This window comes from Streptomyces sp. CRCS-T-1 (assembly GCF_024442335.1).
In the GTDB taxonomy this organism is placed as follows: Bacteria; Actinomycetota; Actinomycetes; order Streptomycetales; family Streptomycetaceae; genus Streptomyces; species Streptomyces koelreuteriae.
The window spans coordinates 4,712,304-4,727,662 of record NZ_CP101651.1 but is presented as its reverse complement, the minus strand read 5'-3'; the positions used below and the strand labels follow the sequence as shown (position 1 = coordinate 4,727,662).

General features: G+C 71.2%; 16 protein-coding genes. 4 read left to right on the top strand and 12 right to left on the bottom strand.

Annotation, left to right across the window (positions count from 1 at the left end):
- Positions 1–84: 84 nt before the first annotated feature.
- Together NNW99_RS21555 and NNW99_RS21550 are read right to left on the bottom strand one after the other, a co-directional pair.
- A complete protein-coding gene (locus tag NNW99_RS21555; RefSeq protein ID WP_215120765.1) occupies positions 85–933 on the bottom strand; it encodes a helix-turn-helix transcriptional regulator in 849 nt (282 codons plus the stop codon).
- A gap of 19 nt (positions 934–952) precedes the next feature.
- Positions 953–1,477: a DUF6879 family protein gene (locus NNW99_RS21550; RefSeq protein ID WP_215120764.1), complete on the bottom strand. Its 525-nt coding sequence runs from the start codon at positions 1,475–1,477 to the stop codon at positions 953–955.
- Positions 1,478–1,864: 387 nt separating this feature from the next.
- On the opposite strand from NNW99_RS21550, the gene NNW99_RS21540 reads away from it, so the two are divergent.
- Together NNW99_RS21540 and NNW99_RS21535 are read left to right on the top strand one after the other, a co-directional pair.
- A complete protein-coding gene (locus NNW99_RS21540; RefSeq protein ID WP_215120763.1) occupies positions 1,865–2,080 on the top strand; it encodes a hypothetical protein in 216 nt (71 codons plus the stop codon).
- Positions 2,077–2,370: a hypothetical protein gene (locus tag NNW99_RS21535; RefSeq protein WP_215120762.1), complete on the top strand. Its 294-nt coding sequence runs from the start codon at positions 2,077–2,079 to the stop codon at positions 2,368–2,370. Before NNW99_RS21540 ends, NNW99_RS21535 begins: the two co-directional genes overlap by 4 nt.
- On the opposite strand, the gene NNW99_RS21530 is transcribed toward NNW99_RS21535, so the two are convergent.
- The 3 genes from NNW99_RS21530 to NNW99_RS21520 all read right to left on the bottom strand — a co-directional run bounded on the left by NNW99_RS21530 (position 2,348) and on the right by NNW99_RS21520 (position 5,341).
- Entirely contained in the window at positions 2,348–3,493 is a 1,146-nt protein-coding gene (locus NNW99_RS21530; RefSeq protein WP_215124387.1) for an RNA polymerase sigma factor, read from the bottom strand. The genes NNW99_RS21535 and NNW99_RS21530 overlap by 23 nt on opposite strands.
- Positions 3,493–3,912 carry a YciI family protein gene (locus NNW99_RS21525; protein ID WP_215124386.1) on the bottom strand — a complete coding sequence of 140 codons (420 nt, stop codon included), beginning with the start codon at positions 3,910–3,912 and terminating at the stop codon, positions 3,493–3,495. Before NNW99_RS21525 ends, NNW99_RS21530 begins: the two co-directional genes overlap by 1 nt.
- A 103-nt stretch (positions 3,913–4,015) precedes the next feature.
- A complete protein-coding gene (locus NNW99_RS21520; RefSeq protein WP_370869152.1) occupies positions 4,016–5,341 on the bottom strand; it encodes an MFS transporter in 1,326 nt (441 codons plus the stop codon).
- A 38-nt stretch (positions 5,342–5,379) separates the two neighbouring features.
- On the opposite strand from NNW99_RS21520, the gene NNW99_RS21515 reads away from it, so the two are divergent.
- Positions 5,380–6,405: a GlxA family transcriptional regulator gene (locus tag NNW99_RS21515; protein ID WP_215120760.1), complete on the top strand. Its 1,026-nt coding sequence runs from the start codon at positions 5,380–5,382 to the stop codon at positions 6,403–6,405.
- Here the strand turns inward: NNW99_RS21515 and NNW99_RS21510 are convergent.
- The 3 genes from NNW99_RS21510 to NNW99_RS21500 form a co-directional block, all read right to left on the bottom strand.
- Positions 6,395–7,444: a Zn-dependent alcohol dehydrogenase gene (locus tag NNW99_RS21510; protein ID WP_215120759.1), complete on the bottom strand. Its 1,050-nt coding sequence runs from the start codon at positions 7,442–7,444 to the stop codon at positions 6,395–6,397. The genes NNW99_RS21515 and NNW99_RS21510 overlap by 11 nt on opposite strands.
- Positions 7,444–8,592 carry an acyl-CoA dehydrogenase family protein gene (locus NNW99_RS21505; protein ID WP_215120758.1) on the bottom strand — a complete coding sequence of 383 codons (1,149 nt, stop codon included), beginning with the start codon at positions 8,590–8,592 and terminating at the stop codon, positions 7,444–7,446. Before NNW99_RS21505 ends, NNW99_RS21510 begins: the two co-directional genes overlap by 1 nt.
- A 117-nt stretch (positions 8,593–8,709) precedes the next feature.
- Entirely contained in the window at positions 8,710–9,621 is a 912-nt protein-coding gene (locus NNW99_RS21500; RefSeq protein ID WP_215120757.1) for an SDR family oxidoreductase, read from the bottom strand.
- Positions 9,622–9,725: 104 nt separating this feature from the next.
- Between NNW99_RS21500 and NNW99_RS21495 the strand changes: the two genes are divergently transcribed.
- Positions 9,726–10,652 carry a cyclase family protein gene (locus tag NNW99_RS21495; RefSeq protein ID WP_215120756.1) on the top strand — a complete coding sequence of 309 codons (927 nt, stop codon included), beginning with the start codon at positions 9,726–9,728 and terminating at the stop codon, positions 10,650–10,652.
- A gap of 506 nt (positions 10,653–11,158) precedes the next feature.
- Here NNW99_RS21495 and NNW99_RS21490 read toward each other — a convergent pair.
- The 4 genes from NNW99_RS21490 to NNW99_RS21475 all read right to left on the bottom strand — a co-directional run bounded on the left by NNW99_RS21490 (position 11,159) and on the right by NNW99_RS21475 (position 15,299).
- Positions 11,159–11,638 carry an ATP-binding protein gene (locus NNW99_RS21490; RefSeq protein WP_215120755.1) on the bottom strand — a complete coding sequence of 160 codons (480 nt, stop codon included), beginning with the start codon at positions 11,636–11,638 and terminating at the stop codon, positions 11,159–11,161.
- Between the two features lie 443 nt (positions 11,639–12,081).
- Positions 12,082–12,960, bottom strand: a complete 879-nt coding sequence (locus tag NNW99_RS21485; protein ID WP_215124385.1) for an acyl-CoA dehydrogenase family protein — start codon at positions 12,958–12,960, stop codon at positions 12,082–12,084.
- Positions 12,961–12,962: 2 nt separating this feature from the next.
- Positions 12,963–14,096, bottom strand: a complete 1,134-nt coding sequence (locus NNW99_RS21480; protein ID WP_215120754.1) for an acyl-CoA dehydrogenase — start codon at positions 14,094–14,096, stop codon at positions 12,963–12,965.
- Positions 14,097–15,299 carry an amidohydrolase family protein gene (locus NNW99_RS21475; protein ID WP_215120753.1) on the bottom strand — a complete coding sequence of 401 codons (1,203 nt, stop codon included), beginning with the start codon at positions 15,297–15,299 and terminating at the stop codon, positions 14,097–14,099.
- Positions 15,300–15,359 lie beyond the last annotated feature (60 nt).

Here is a 15,359-nt window from a genome sequence, read left to right as displayed (position 1 = left end):
CGACACTGCAAAGAAGCGGGCGGCCCCGACAGTTACGCGCCTTCGAGCAGCCCCCACGTAGGTGGGCCCGACGGCTGACTCCCATCAGCCCAAGGAGTCAAGCGCCCTGGTAATGCGGGCCCTTGCATGTGAGCCGTGCACGGCGGTGCGGGACAGTCCGGCGAACGCCTTGAGGTACGTGAGGATCTCGCCGGGGGCCGTGATGTTGACCTCGGCTGTCAGCGTCTCCACTGCCACTTGGGCGTCGTCGAAGGCGTAGAAGGCTTCCAGTGGCCACACAGTGCGTCGGGCCGTGAAGGGGATGATTCCGAGGGACACGTTGGGTCGGGACATGATCTCCAACAGATGCCTCAGCTGCCGCGCCATCGCCGCGTCGTCGCAGACTCGGTAGTAGAGAACGGCCTCTTCCAGGAGTAGGGCGAAGCGGTGATCGCCCTCATGAACGACTCGGGAGCGGTTCAGGCGGGCCCGCACGGCGTCGTCGACGTCGTCAGGGGTGCCTTGGAAGTGTGTGATGGACTGCAGGAGCCCCGTCGCGTAGTCGGCGGTCTGGAGCATGCCGGGAACCAGGTTCGAGGCGTAGACGCGGAAATTGCGCGTGCGCTGGTACAGCGGGACGGTCTTCTCATGGACGTGCCGCATGCCGTCGCGGTGGATCTGCCGCCACTGGACGTACATGGACTCCGCGGTGCGGGATGCGGCGATCAGATCGGCCGCCTGTTCCTCCGCGCCACAGGCCCGGCACCACGCCCGTATGTCCTCATCGGACGGGGCGGTCTTGGCGCGCGCGATGCGGGACGCCTTCGACTTGTGCCAGCCGCACCGCGTCGCCAGTTCAAGCCCACTGAGCCCGGCGTCCCTCCTCATGTCGTCCAGGCGCGTGGCAAGGGCGGCGCGGGCGGCCTGGGCGGTGGACAGCGGGGACGTGGACATGAACTGGCGTACCGGCTTCTCAGATGGCGTACTTCTCGTGCGGGACGGCCCGCTCCCAGACGGCGTCGAACGCGGTGGAGCACAGGCGGGCAACCGCCGGCTGGTCGGTCTCGTCGGTGTGCGCCCAACGCCCGTCACCGTCAAAGACGTTGAACTGCACGACGCGGCCGTCGAAGAGCCAGAAGTCGTTCCCCGGCAGGGTGAGGTCGGAAGCCTGCCGCCTCGGGAGCCAGCGGATCTCCTCGCCTGCGGCGACGTTGGTGAACGTGAACGAGTGCTCGTACCGGATGTACTCGCTGTGCGGCTCACCTACGATCCTCGCGCGGCGCATCACGACACCCTTGGCGGTGACCTCCTGGACGAGGTCGAGCCAGGGACGCCACCACGACTCGCGGTCGTCCGGGTCGAGCCGGTGACCTCGCTTCCACGCCGCGAAGCCCTCATCCTCGTTGGAGATCGCGTACGTGTCCCGCATCTCCAGGTGCACGGCGGAGTGCTCCACGGACCGGATCAAGTCCGCAAAGCTACTGAGGCTTTGCGCCATCGAGTGCCTCCCTCACGAGCGGGATCATCCGCTGCGGCAGCCGGATCACGCCCTCATGGTCCGGGAGCGGGCTGTCCTGGACGGTCCGGGACATGGTCTCCGCATCGGCCTTCACACCCTGGATGACGAGATCCCGCGTCTCCTCATCCACCCACACGGCCGGGCAGCCGTGATCTCCGGACTCCGGATCTTTGCCGACGAACCGTAGGCGCATTGCCTCTCCCTGTGTCGAGCCGGTTGCCGCTGGTCGCGGAGTGAGCCTCACCTGGGCGGAAGAGGCGGTCAAGGGCGAACGTACCCGTCGTGCAACCGCGTGCAACTTCATGGACCGGCTCAACTCCCGCTTCCTACGGTCGTATCTGGAGTCACACGAGTCGGGGAGACACGATGGCAGCCACGCGCCACAGAACCACCCAGGAACCGCCCATCGAGCTGCCGATCGGCCTGAACGCCTGGCTTCTCGACTGTGCTCCGGTCCAGGACTGCACGACGTGCCAGACCGAATGGCGACGTCTGAACGCGGCCAGCCGGCTCGGCGACATCGCCCAGGCCGCCCGGCACGCCACAGCGGTCAGGGATCACGCCGGGGGCGCGCACTCGTGACGATGGACATGCAGGCCTACCGGGACGGTCGTAGCAAGGCAACCGAGGCGGCGGAGGCCGTCCGGGAAGCCCTGGCAGGCCTCGGCTTCCCCGAGAGCGTCTGGGGCAGCGTTCGCCCGATGGTCACCCACAGCGGCAAGCCGTACGTGCACCTGGGCATGGTGCGTGCGGACGTGGCCGAGAAGATCGCCGAGGCCATGCGCACTTCAAGCTCTGCGAAGCTGCCTCTTGAGCCGCCCGACGCCGGCACAGCTCACGCCCACCCCCTCATCGCCCCCGCCCCGCATTGAGCCGCGCCGCCTGCCGCGTCAGATGGTCGCGTTCGGCGAGGTTGGGGGCCAGTCGGGCCGCCTCGGCGTACAGGCGGGCCGCCGTCGCCAAGTCGCCGTCGCGTTCGTGGAGGTACGCCGCCACCGCGGTGTGGCGGGGAAGCGACGAGTCGACCGCCGCGAGGGCGGCCAGGCCGGCGCGCGGGCCGTCCGCCTCCCCCACGGCGACCGCGCGGTTGAGGCGGACGACCGGGCTGTCGGTCAGGCGGGCGAGTTCGTCGTACCACTCGACGATCTGCACCCAGTCGGTCTCCCCGGCGGTGGGCGCGTCGGCGTGGAGGGCGGCGATGGCGGCCTGGGCCTGGAACTCGCCCAGTCGGTCGCGGGCGAGTGCCGTCTGGAGGATCACGACGCCCTCGGCGATCGACGCGGTGTCCCACCGGCCCCGGTCCTGCTCGGCGAGCGGCACGAGGCTGCCGTCGGACGCGGTGCGGGCGGCGCGCCGGGCGTGGTGGAGGAGCATGAGGGCGAGCAGCCCGGCCACCTCGGGGTGGTCGATCGCGGCGGCGAGCTGCCGGGTGAGCCGGATGGCCTCGGCGGCGAGGTCGACGTCGCCGGAGTAGCCCTCATTGAAGACGAGGTAGAGGACGCGGAGGACGGTGGCGACGTCCCCGGGCCGGTCGAACCGCACCCTGGAGACCGTGCGCTTGGCCCGGCTGATGCGCTGCGCCATGGTCGCCTCGGGTACGAGGTAGGCCTCGGCGATCTGCCGGGTGGTGAGGCCGCCGACGGCGCGCAGGGTGAGCGCGACCGCCGATGCCGGGGTCAGCGAGGGGTGGGCGCACAGGAAGTAGAGCTGGAGCGTGTCGTCCGACGAGGACGACGGCCCGGGCGCCGGTTCCTCCTCGACGCGGTCCTCTCGCCGGCGGCGGGCGAGGTCCGACCGGGTCGCGTCGAGGAACTTGCGCCAGGCCACCGTGACCAGCCAGCCCTTGGCATCGCGCGGCGGGTCGGCCGGCCAGACCCGGAGCGCCTCGACGAGGGCGTCCTGGACGGCGTCCTCGGCCGCCGCGAAGTCGGCTCCGCGGCGGACGAGGACGGTGAGCACGCTCGGCGTGAGGCTCCTGAGCAGGGCCTCGTCCATCAGGGGTGGCACTCGTCCGTGGTGGTGGGCGACGCGGCCAGGAACGGGCGCACCTCCAGCCACTCGTGGATCGGCTTACCGCCCGCGCCGGGGGCGGCGGACAGCTCCCCGGCCAGTTCGACGGCGCGCTCGTGGCTGTCGACGTCGATGATCATCCAGCCGGCGATGAGGTCCTTGGTCTCGGCGAACGGTCCGTCGGTGACCGGCGGGCGCCCCTCACCGTCGTAGCGGACCCATGATCCCTCGGGGGCGAGCGCCTGACCGTCGACGTACTCGCCGGTCTTCTCCAGCCGCTCCGCGAAGTCCCGCATGTACTGGATGTGGGCCGAGATCTCCTCCGGCGTCCAACGGTCCATGGGCACGTCGTTGACTGCGGCCGGGGCCCCGCGGTAGTGCTTCAGCAGCAGGTACTTCGCCATGATGGTCTCCTCGGTGCTCGTGCGGCCCATTGTGGTCGCGTTCACACCGGGGACGGAGCGGGACGCGGGTTCTCGACATCACCGTCCGACTTCATTTTCCGGATCACCCGTCCGACGTCTTCTTCCGGATCACCAACGCCATCAGCGCCGCCACCGCGCACAGCGCCCCCGACGCGTACCAGACCACGTCGTACGACCCGAACGTGTCGCGGGCGACCCCGCCGAGGAAGGCGACCAGGGCGGCGCCCACCTGGTGGGAGGCGAGGACCCAGCCGAAGACGATCGCGCTGTCCTCGCCGTACTGCTCGCGGCACAGGGCGAGGGTGGGCGGGACGGTGGCGACCCAGTCGAGGCCGTAGAAGACGATGAAGAAGATCATCGGCGGGTGGACCGAGGGCGCCAGCAGCAGCGGGAGGAAGAGCAGCGAGACGCCGCGCAGGGCGTAGTAGACCGCGAGCAGGCGGCGCGAGTCGAAGCGGTCGGTGAACCAGCCGGAGGCGATCGTGCCGACGACGTCGAAGATCCCGATGACCGCGAGCAGGGAGGCCGCGGCCGTGATGGGCATGCGGTGGTCGTGGGCGGCGGGCACGAAGTGGGTCTGGATCAGGCCGTTGGTGGAGGCGCCGCAGATCGCGAAGGTACCGGCGAGCAGCCAGAACGGGCCGGTGCGGGCGGCCGAGAACAGGACGGAGACGGCGCGGCGGGCGGCGCCCACCACCGGGGGCGGCTTCGGTACGAACTCCGCTGCTCCGTACGGCTTCTGGCCGATGTCGGCCGGGTGGTCGTGCAGCAGGAGCCACACGAACGGCACGACCGCGAGCGCGGCGAGGGCGACCGTCACGGCCGCCGGACGCCAGTCGTAGCGGTCGATGATCCAGGACAGCAAGGGCAGGAAGATCAGCTGGCCGGAGGCCGACGCGGCGGTGAGGATGCCGCTGACGAGGCCGCGCCGCTCGGTGAACCAGCGGTTGGTGACGGTCGCCGCGAACGCCAGCGCCATGGAGCCGGAGCCGAGGCCGACCAGCAGCCCCCAGCACAGCATCAGCTGCCAGGCCGCCGTCATCCACACGGTCAGGCCGGAACCGAGCGCGATCACCGTCAGGGCGACGGCGACCACCCGGCGGATGCCGAAGCGGTCCATCAGGGCCGCCGCGAAGGGGGCCGTCAGGCCGTACAGCGCGAGATTGACGGAGACCGCGGCGCCGATCGTGCCGCGCGACCAGTCGAACTCCTCGTGCAACGGGTCGATGAGCAGACCCGGTACGGAACGGAAGGCCGCGGCGCCGATGATCGTCACGAAGGTGACGGCGGCGACGAACCAGGCGCGGTGCACCCGCCTGCGGGTCGGTTTCGACGGCTGCTCCACGGCGGCCGGGGCTTCGCTTGTCTCGGTCACGTCATAGAGCTTCCGATCCAGGCCCGGACGCATCGAGTGGCCCGAAGGACAGCATTCGTTAGGATCGGGCCATGGCAGCGAGCGCAGCAGACTCCGGTTTCCGGCCCCACCGTGTCGTCGTCCTCGCCCTCGACGGGCTGCTCCCCTTCGAACTGGGCATCCCGCACCGCATCTTCGGCCGCCCCAAGGACACCGAGGGCCGGCATCTCTACGAGGTCGTGACCTGCTCGATCCGCCCGCCCGGCCCGGTGATGACGGACGCCGACTTCACCATCCACGTCGCCCACGGCCCGGAGGCCCTGGCCACCGCCGACACGGTGATCGTCCCGGCGTCGTACGAACTCGGCCCGGTCTACGAGGACGGCGTACTGACGGCCGAACTCGCCGCCGCCCTCGCCCATCTACGCCCCGGCACCCGGCTGGCCTCCATCTGCACCGGCGTCTACGTCCTCGCCGCCGCGGGCCGGCTCGACGGCCGCCCGGCCACCACCCACTGGTCCGACGCCGAACGCCTCCAGCGGCTCTTCCCCCGGATCGAGGTCGACCCGGACGTGCTGTTCATCGACGACGGCGATGTGCTGACCTCCGCGGGCGTCGCGGCCGGACTCGATCTGTGCCTGCACATGGTGCGCCGCGACCACGGCGCCGCCGTCGCCAACGACGTGGCCCGCCGTACGGTCGTACCGCCCCACCGCGACGGCGGGCAGGCGCAGTACATCGAGCGGCCGGTGCCCGATCCGCAGCAGGCGTCCACCACCGCCGCCCGCGCCTGGGCCCTGGGCCGTCTGCACGAGCCGATCCAGCTGCGTGACATGGCCGCCCAGGAGTCCATGTCGGTCCGCACCTTCACCCGCCGCTTCCGTGAGGAGACGGGTGTCAGCCCGGGCCAGTGGCTCACCCAGCAGCGGGTGGAGCGGGCGCGGCATCTGCTGGAGTCCACCGACCGCTCCGTCGACCAGGTGGCCCACGACGCCGGTTTCGGCACGGCCCAGTCGATGCGCCAGCACCTCCAGACGGCGCTCGGCGTCACCCCCACCGCCTACCGGCGGACCTTCCGGGCCGGGGAGGCCACACCCCGTGAAGACCTCAGAATGTGAGCACTCCCCGCGCCACCCGCCCCGCCTCCGCGTCCGCCGCCGCCCTCTCGAACTCCTCGACCGGATAGGTCCGGGTGACGAGTTCGTCGAGCAGCAGCCGGCCCTCGCGGTACAGGTCGGCGTACAGGGCGATGTCGCGCTGCGGGCGGGAGGAGCCGTAGCGGCAGCCCAGGACGGACTTGTCGAGGTACATCGACGAGACGCGGAAGGACGCCTCGGCCGAGGCCGGGGGCACGCCGAGGAGGATCGCCTGGCCGTGCCGGTCCAGCGCGTCGATCGCCTGGCGGATCAGCTCCACCCGGCCGACGCACTCGAAGGCGTGGTCCACGCCGGTGGGCAGGATGTCGCGCACGCCCTCGGTCGAGGTGAGGAAGTCCGTCGCGCCGAAGCGCCGCGCCACCTCCTCCTTCGCCGGGTTGGCGTCGACGGCGACGATCCGCAGGGCGCCCGCCAGCCGCGCCCCCTGCAGCACGTTCAGCCCGATCCCGCCCGTCCCGATCACCAGCACGCTGTCGCCCCGGTCCACCCGCGCCCGGTTCAGTACGGCACCCACCCCCGTCAGCACCCCGCACCCGATCAGCGCCGCCGACGCCAGGGGGATGTCCTCGGGGATGCGGACGGCCTGCACGGCCTTCACCACCGTGCGCTCCGCGAAGGCCGAGTTCGCCGCGAACTGGTACACCGGCAGGCCTTCATGGCTGAACGGCCGGCCCGGGCGCCCGATCGCGCCCCGGCACATCGTCGGCCGTCCCCGGTCGCACTCCGCGCACGTCCCGCAGTTGGCCAGCGTGGACAGGGCCACATGGTCACCGGGCGCGACATGGGTGACGCCCACACCCACCGACTCCACGACCCCGGCCCCTTCATGGCCCAGCACCACGGGAACGGGGAAGGGTATGGTCCCGTCCACCACCGACAGATCGCTGTGGCAGAGCCCGGCCGCCCGGATCGCGACCCGCACCTCACCCGGCCCCGGCTCCCGCACCTCCAGATCCGTCACGACCCGGACCTGCTTGCCGTCGAAGATCACGCCTCGCATCACACGGCTCCCTTGGGCTCCCTGGGCAGGCCGAGCACACGCTCGGCGATGATCGTGCGCTGGATCTGGTCCGAGCCGCCGTAGACGGTGTCGGCCCGGGAGAACAGGAACAGGTGCTGTGCCGCGTCCAGTTCGTACGGCGCCGAGGCCGACCAGTCGGCGGGACCCACCCCCGCCGCCGCACCCCGCACCAGCACCGCCAGCTCCCCGAGCCGCTGATGCCAGCCGGCCCACAGCAGCTTCGCCACACTCGGCGCCCCCGCGTCGCCCGAACCGCCCAGCGTGCGCAGGGAGTTCCAGCGCATGGCGCGCAGTTCGGCCCACTGCCGCACGAGCCGCTCCCGTACGACGGGATCCCGCACCGCCCCCGACTCCCGCGCCGCCCGTACGACGCCCTCCAACTCCTGGGCGAAACCGATCTGCTGGGCCAGCGTGGAGACCCCCCGCTCGAAACCGAGCAGGCTCATGGCGACCCGCCAGCCGTCGCCCTCACCCCCGACGACCTCCTCCGCGTGCGCGCCGTCGAAGAAGACCTCGTTGAAGTCGCTGGTGCCGGTGAGCTGCCGGATGGGACGGACCTCGATACGGCCCGGCTGGTCCATGGGAACGAGGAGAAAGCTCAGCCCGCGATGCCTCCGGGACCCGGCCTCGGTACGGGCCAGCACAAAACACCAGTCGGCCTCGTGCGCGAGCGACGTCCAGATCTTCTGCCCCGTGACGCGATACCCACGCCCGTCCGCCACCCGCACGGCCGCGGTACGGATCCCGGCCAGATCCGACCCGGCACCGGGCTCGCTGTACCCCTGGCACCACAGCTCATCACCGGCGGCGATCGGAGGCAGAAACCGGGCCTTCTGCTCCTCGCTGCCGTGCGCTATCAGCGTCGGCGCGAGCAGATTCTCCCCGATATGCCCGGACCGCGCCGGCGCCCCCGACCGCGCATACTCCTCGGCCCAGACAACCTGCCGGGTGAGCCCCACCCTCCGATTCCCGTACCCCTCCACCCCCCACCCGATCCCGATCCACCCGGCGGCACCGAGCGTCCGCTCCCAGGCGCGCCGGTCGCTCGCGCCCGTGGCATGCGCGGCAAGCCAGTCACGGACCTCGGCACGAAAGTCCTCGTCTTCACGCGTGAACCCAAAATCCACAATCGCCGCCTCGATATCGATCTGCGGTGGAGTGACGCCCTTCTTTAGGGGCGCGGGGAACTGCGCGAACAACCCCCACCGCCCCGCACCCGCCACACCACAGACAAGCCCACCCCCTCACGCGTTAGGCCGCTCCCCCTCCCGCGCCGCCCTCTCCATCCCCGCCACCCGCTCCAACAACGGCATCGGATCCACCCCCACCGACCCCGGCAAAAACTCCGCGATCTTCTCCACGGTCCACCCCCCAGCCGCAAACCCCGCCCGCAACTCCCTCGGCTGAGCCCACACCGCGATCTTCGCCCCGGCGACCGTGTACACCTGCCCGGTGATCCCCTGCCGAGAGGCCTCGTCGGACAGCAGATACACCACCAACGCGGCGACATCCTCCGGCTCCCCGATCTCCGCCAACTCCATCGGCACCCCCGCAGACATCCGCGTCCGCGCCACCGGCGCCACCGCGTTCGCGGTCACCCCGTACTTGTGCAGCCCCAGCGCCGCGCTCCGCACCAGCGAGATGATCCCGCCCTTCGCCGCGCTGTAGTTGGCCTGCGAGACGGACCCCTGGTGATTCCCGCTCGTGAACCCGATCAACGTCCCGGCCCGCTGCTTCCGCATCACCGCGGAGGCCGCCCGGAACACCGTGAACGTGCCCTTCAGATGGGTCGCGACGACCGGGTCCCACTCCTCCTCGGTCATGTTGAACAGCATCCGCTCGCGCAGGATCCCGGCCACGCAGACGACCCCGTCGAGCCGCCCGTACGACGACAGCGCCACGTCGACGACCCGCTGCCCGCCCGCCATGGTGGAGATGTCGTCGGCGACGGCCACCGCCTCCCCGCCCGCCGCCTCGATCTCCTTGACCACGCCCTCGGCGATCTCGCTGGTCGGCGAGGCGCCGTCGACGGAGACGCCGTAGTCGTTGACGACGACCTTCGCCCCCTCGGCCGCCGCCGCGAGCGCGACCGCCCGGCCGATGCCCCGCCCGGCGCCGGTGACGGCGACGACCTTCCCTGCCAAGAAGTTCCCCACGCCCGGCCCCTTCCCGTCCCACGGTTTCTGACGGACCGTTAGATTTCAGGTTCTCGAATTCTACGACCCGTCAGATACAGGAAGACAAGCCCCGGGGAGGACTCATGTCGCTGCCGGACGCGTTCCACGACATCGCCAAGCGCGTGAACAACTGGGGCCGTTGGGGGGCCGACGACGAGCTCGGCACACTGAACCTGATCACCGACGAGGTCGTACGGGAGGCCGCGGCCACTGTCCGCACCGGCCGCCGCGTCCCGCTCGCGCTCCCCCTCGAACAGAACGGCGTCCAGACGGGGATGATCCCGGGCCGTATCGACCCACTGCACGTCATGGTGCAGATCAACCAGGAGCTGTTCGGCCCGGGCACGGTCGCGTGCAGCGACGACGTCGTGACGATGGGGCTGCAGGCGGCCACCCACTGGGACGCGCTGCCCCACGTCTCGCACTCGGGCCGGATCTACAACGGCCGCCCGGCCGGCTCCGTCACGGCGCACGGCGGCGCCGGGTTCAGTGGCATCGGCACGGTCCGGCACCTCGTCTCGCGCGGGGTCCTGCTCGACGTCGCCCGGGCCCGGGGCACGGACCGGCTGGACGGCGGGTACGCCGTCACTCCCGAGGATCTGGACGCCGCCGAGGAGCTGGCCGGGACGCGCGTAGGGGCCGGCGACATCGTGCTCGTACGGACCGGGCAGGTCCAGGTCTGTCTGGCCGGGGACCGGCACGCCTACGCCTATCCGTCACCGGGGCTGTCGATCCGGACGCCGGAGTGGTTCCACGCGCGCGATGTCGCGGCCGTCGCCAACGACACCCTGACCTTCGAGGTGTTCCCGCCCGAGGTGGACGGCCTGTGGCTGCCGGTGCACGCGCTCCACCTCGTGGAGATGGGGATGCCGCAGGGCCAGAACTGGAATCTCGAAAAGTTGTCCACAGCCTGTGGAGAAGCGGGGCGCTATGTCTTCCTGCTGGCGGCGACGCCCGAGCCGTTCGCCGGGGCGACCGGGTCCCCGGTGGCGCCGGTCGCCATCCTCTAGGGCGTCGGCCGCCCGGGGCCGCCCAGCAGGATGGCGGCGCCGCGCTGCTCGCCCCGAGCACGGCAGCGCGCGCCGCCACCCCACTCCGGCGCTCCCGCCCCGGCTCCCCTGGCCCTGAAGGGAGCCGACGCCGAATCACGACTCACACTCGCCGAGGGCTGCCGTCACCGAAGCCCTCGCCGTCCCCTCACGGCGAATCGCTGCCCACCAGCGTGAGCACATGGTCACGACGCGTCAACACCCGGTTCGGTGATTTGCCGGATATGCGGTGTGTACCGTGGGTGCGCACGGAAGCACGTCCGGCGCATCGCCGCATGCCCCGCCGGAAACGGCCGGCCCGCCGTGCCCCCATGCCCCGGCTTCGCCGCAAGACCCCGCGGCATGTGCCGCCGTCCACAACGCCTCGCGCTCCACACGCCCGGCGGGCGGGGACACACAGGCGGGGGGGCAGGCAGAGACGGGCGGGAGGCAGGCATCAAACGGGCACACCGAAAGTCCGGGCGGCCCTACACCGCCTCGTACGCCAGCCCCTCGAAGGACGTCCCGCCGCCGTACGCCGCCGCGCCCCCTCCGCACGACGCCGTCACCTCACCGGACTTCGAACACCGGTCCAGTTCGCACCAGATGCGCTTGCCGGTGCTCTCGACGCTCCAGCCCCAACGGTCGGCGAGGCCGTCGACGAGGGCGAGGCCCCGGCCGCCGGTCGCGTCGTCGTCAGCGCACCGCGGTACGGGGGCCCGGCCGCTGCGGTCGGCGACCTCGAGGCGGACCGTGGACTCGTCCGTCACCGCGTGCGGCAGCGACAGCAGCAGCACCGCGGGACAGCCGGTGTGCACCACGGCGTTGGTGACGAGTTCGGAGACGAGCAGGATCAGTGTCTCGGCGAGCGGTTCGTCGGCCTGTATGCCGGACCCGGCCAGGCGCGAGCGGGCCCACCGCCTGGCACGCCCCACCTCTGCGGGGTCGGGCCGGATCTCCAGCTGCACTTGAAGCACCTGCACCGCTCACACCATCCGAACCGGCGGACACTTAGGCTCGCGCCTCACGAGGGCCACGATCGTAGCCATTTTCTGCATGGCCAGAACAACGGCCGGGACAAGGATCACGGAACGTGAATCCCTTGTGGGACAGCATGGTTGACGTACAGTCACCCCAACAAGCGCTTCGGGCATATTCCAGCGCGAAGGAGTACCCCTGCGGGATACTGTGCGACGCTCACCGCGGGGAGTCGAACAGGCCGCGCCCCTGGGTCGCACTGCGCTCTGAGCCACTCGCATCTCACACAAGGTACCGGAGCGGACAGCCGACTCCGGGCTGTTACGAGTCACGCATCGGATACGACCCGATATCAACTCTCCGTAATTCCGGCATGCCACAATCCGCGACATCTCTGTGGGCATCGTCGGCAATGTCGCAGCCAGAGGGCCTGTCAGGGCGTTCCGGCGACCAGATCGGCGGCGAGGAGTTCCTCACTCTCCGTGATTCCACCCGCACGTTGGGTTCGAACCCATGCGCGTTTCAGGTGCAGATGGACCTCGGACTCCCAGGTGAAGCCCATGCCGCCGTGCACCTGGAGACAGTCGCGGGCGCCGTGTACGGCGGCCTCGTCGGCGAGCAGCCGGGCGGCGGCGATGTCGGCCGGGTCGGCGGTGACGGCGGCCGCGTACACCGCGACGCGGGCCGTCTCCGCCCGGACCAGCATCCCCGCGCACAGGTGTGCCACCGCCTGGAAGGCCCCTATGGGCCGTCCGAACTGTTCGCGGGCCCGGGCGTGTTGCGCCGCCAGTTCGCAGACGCGTACGGCCGTGCCGAGCTGCTCCGCGGCGGTGAGGAGGACGGCGACGGGGTCCGGGGCCGCCGCGGCCCCGGGCACGCGGTGCAGGGGCGTCAGCGGGTCGAGGGAGCGCAGCGGCACGGCTCCGGCGGTGTCGCCGCGTACGACGTCCGCTTCCGTCAGCCACTCCGCGAGGCCGCCGTCGACGGCCGTCACGACGGTCTCCCCCTCGGCGGCGCCGGGCACGGCACCGGCCGCGAGGTGGGTGGCGGCCAGCGGCCCGGGCAGCAGCGCCCGCCCCGCCTCCTCGAACACCAACACCGCCTCGGGCAGCCCCAGTCCGACCCCGCCGTCCGCCTCCGGCAGCCGCAGCGCGAAGAACCCGGCGTCGCCCAGGGCCCGCCACAGCGCCCGGTCCAGCCGCACCGGGTCCCGCACGGCGGCCCGCAGCGCCTCCGCGTCGAAGCGCCGGGCGAGCAGCTGCCGCACCCCGTCGCGCAACGCCCGCTGGTCGTCCGTCAACCGGAAACGCACGGTCACCGTCCCTTCGGCAGGCCGAGGATCCGCTCGGCGACGATGCTGTGCTGGATCTGGGAGGTACCGGCCGCGATGGTGTACGAGAGGGAAGAGAGGCGGTCGAGGGTCCAGGGGCGGTCCAGGTCGAGGCGGTCGGGGCCGAGGACGTCCGCGGCGGCGTCGTAGAGCTCCTGGCGGGCGTGCGAGTACCGCAGCTTGAAGACCGAGCCTCCGGCGCCGGGCACCCCGCCCGAGGCCTCCGCCGCGCTCACGTTCCACTGTGTGAGCCGCCACAGCGCCCGGAACTCGGCGTTGAGCCTGCCCAGTCGGCGCCGCAGCGCCGGGTCGTCCCAGCGGCCGTTCTCGCGGGCCTGGAGGGCCAGTTCGGTGAGGACGCGGCGGCAGGCGACGACCTCGCCCGCGAAGGCCGTACCGCGTTCGAACGACAGGGTCACCATCGTCACGCGCCAGCCGTCGTTCTCGTCCCCGACGCGGTTCGCGAGCGGCACGCGCACCTCGTCGAGGAAGACCTCCGCGAACTCTGCCGACCCGGCGAGCGTGCGCAGCGGTCGTACGGTGATGCCGGGCGTGTCCATGGGCAGGGCGAGCCAGGTGATGCCCCGGTGCTTGGGCGCCGAGGGGTCCGTGCGGACCAACAGCTCGCACCAGTCGGCGACTTCCGCGTGGGAGGTCCAGATCTTGGAGCCGGTCACCACGTAGTGGTCGCCGTCGCGCCACGCGCGCGTGCGCAGGGCCGCGAGGTCGGAGCCGGCCTCCGGTTCGCTGAAGCCCTGGCACCAGACCTCCTCGCCGCGCAGGATCGGCGGCAGCCAGCGCGCCCGCTGCCCGTCCGTGCCCTCGGCGGCGATGGTCGGGCCGGCGTGCAGCAGCCCCACGAAGTTGGCGCCCACATAGGGCGCGCCGGCCTTCTCGGTCTCCTCCAGGAAGATGAGCCGGGTGGTCGGGGAGGCGTCCCAGTGGACGTCGGCGTATCCGGCGTCGTGGAGCCTGCGCTGCCAGCCGAGGTCGTAGGCGCGGCGGGCGGGCCAGTCGTCGGGAGACGGCTTGGGCGGCAGCGTGGGCAGCGCCGTGCCGAGCCACTCCCGCAGGCGGGCCCGGAAGTCCTCCTCATCCGGGGTGTACGTGAGGTCCATCTACTTGTCGAGATCCAGGTCGAGCATGCGGATCGCGTTGCCGCGCATCAGCTTGTAGACCGTCTCGTCGTCGAGGCCCTTGACGTGGTCGAGGGCGACTTCCTTGGTGTGCGGGAAGGTCGAGTCGACGTGCGGGTAGTCGGTCTCGAAGGTGGCGTTGTCGCGGCCTACGACGTCGAGCGAGGCGACCCCGTGCTTGTCGCGGAAGAAGCAGCAGTAGATCTGCCGGTAGTAGTACGTGGACGGCGGCTCGGGGATCGTGTCGCGGACGCCGCCCCAGGCGCGGTGCTCCTCCCAGACGTCGTCGGCGCGTTCCAGGGCGTAGGGGATCCAGCCCATCTGGCCCTCGGAATAGGCGAGTTTGAGGCGCGGGTACCGCACCAGGACCCCGCTGAAGAGGAAGTCCATCATCGAGGCCATCGCGTTGTTGAAGCTGAGCGAGGCCTGGACGGCGGGCGGGGCGTCGGGGGAGGCGGCGGGCATCTGGGACGAGGACCCGATGTGCATGTTCACGACGGTCCCGGTCTCCTGGCAGACCGCGAAGAACGGGTCCCAGTAGCCGGAGTGGATGGACGGCAGCCCGAGATGGGTGGGAATCTCGGAGAAGGTCACCGCCCGCACTCCGCGCGCGGCGTTGCGCCGGATCTCCGCGACGGCCAGTTCGACGTCCCACAGCGGGATCAGGCAGAGCGGGATGAGCCGCCCACCGCTGTCCCCGCACCACTCCTCGACCATCCAGTCGTTGTAGGCGCGCACACAGGCCAGGGCGACCTCCTTGTCGTGCGCCTCGGCGAAGGTCTGGCCGCAGAAGCGCGGGAAGGACGGGAAGCAGAGGGACGCCTCGACATGGTTGAGGTCCATGTCCTCCAGGCGGGCCTTCGGGTCCCAGCAGCCGCGCCGCATCTCCTCCCTGGTGATGCCCTCCAGGGTCATCTCGTCGCGGTCGAAGCCGACGGCGGCGATGTTGCGCTTGTACGGGAACTTCAGGTCCTCGTAGATCCACCAGTCGGTGGGCGGGCCGTCCGGGTCCATGGTGATGCGGTACTTGCCCGCGATGTAGGCGAGTTCACCGATGCCCGCGGTCAGGGGCCGGGGGCCGCGATCGCGGTACTTGGCCGGCAGCCACGTCTCGAAGAGGTGGGCGGGCTCGATCACGTGGTCGTCGACGCTGATGATGCGGGGCAGTTCGGTCGCGCGCTCCATGGGTCCCCTCCGCCGGACTGATGCTTATCTGATGCAGCGTCAGTTAGCATCCCACCTGAC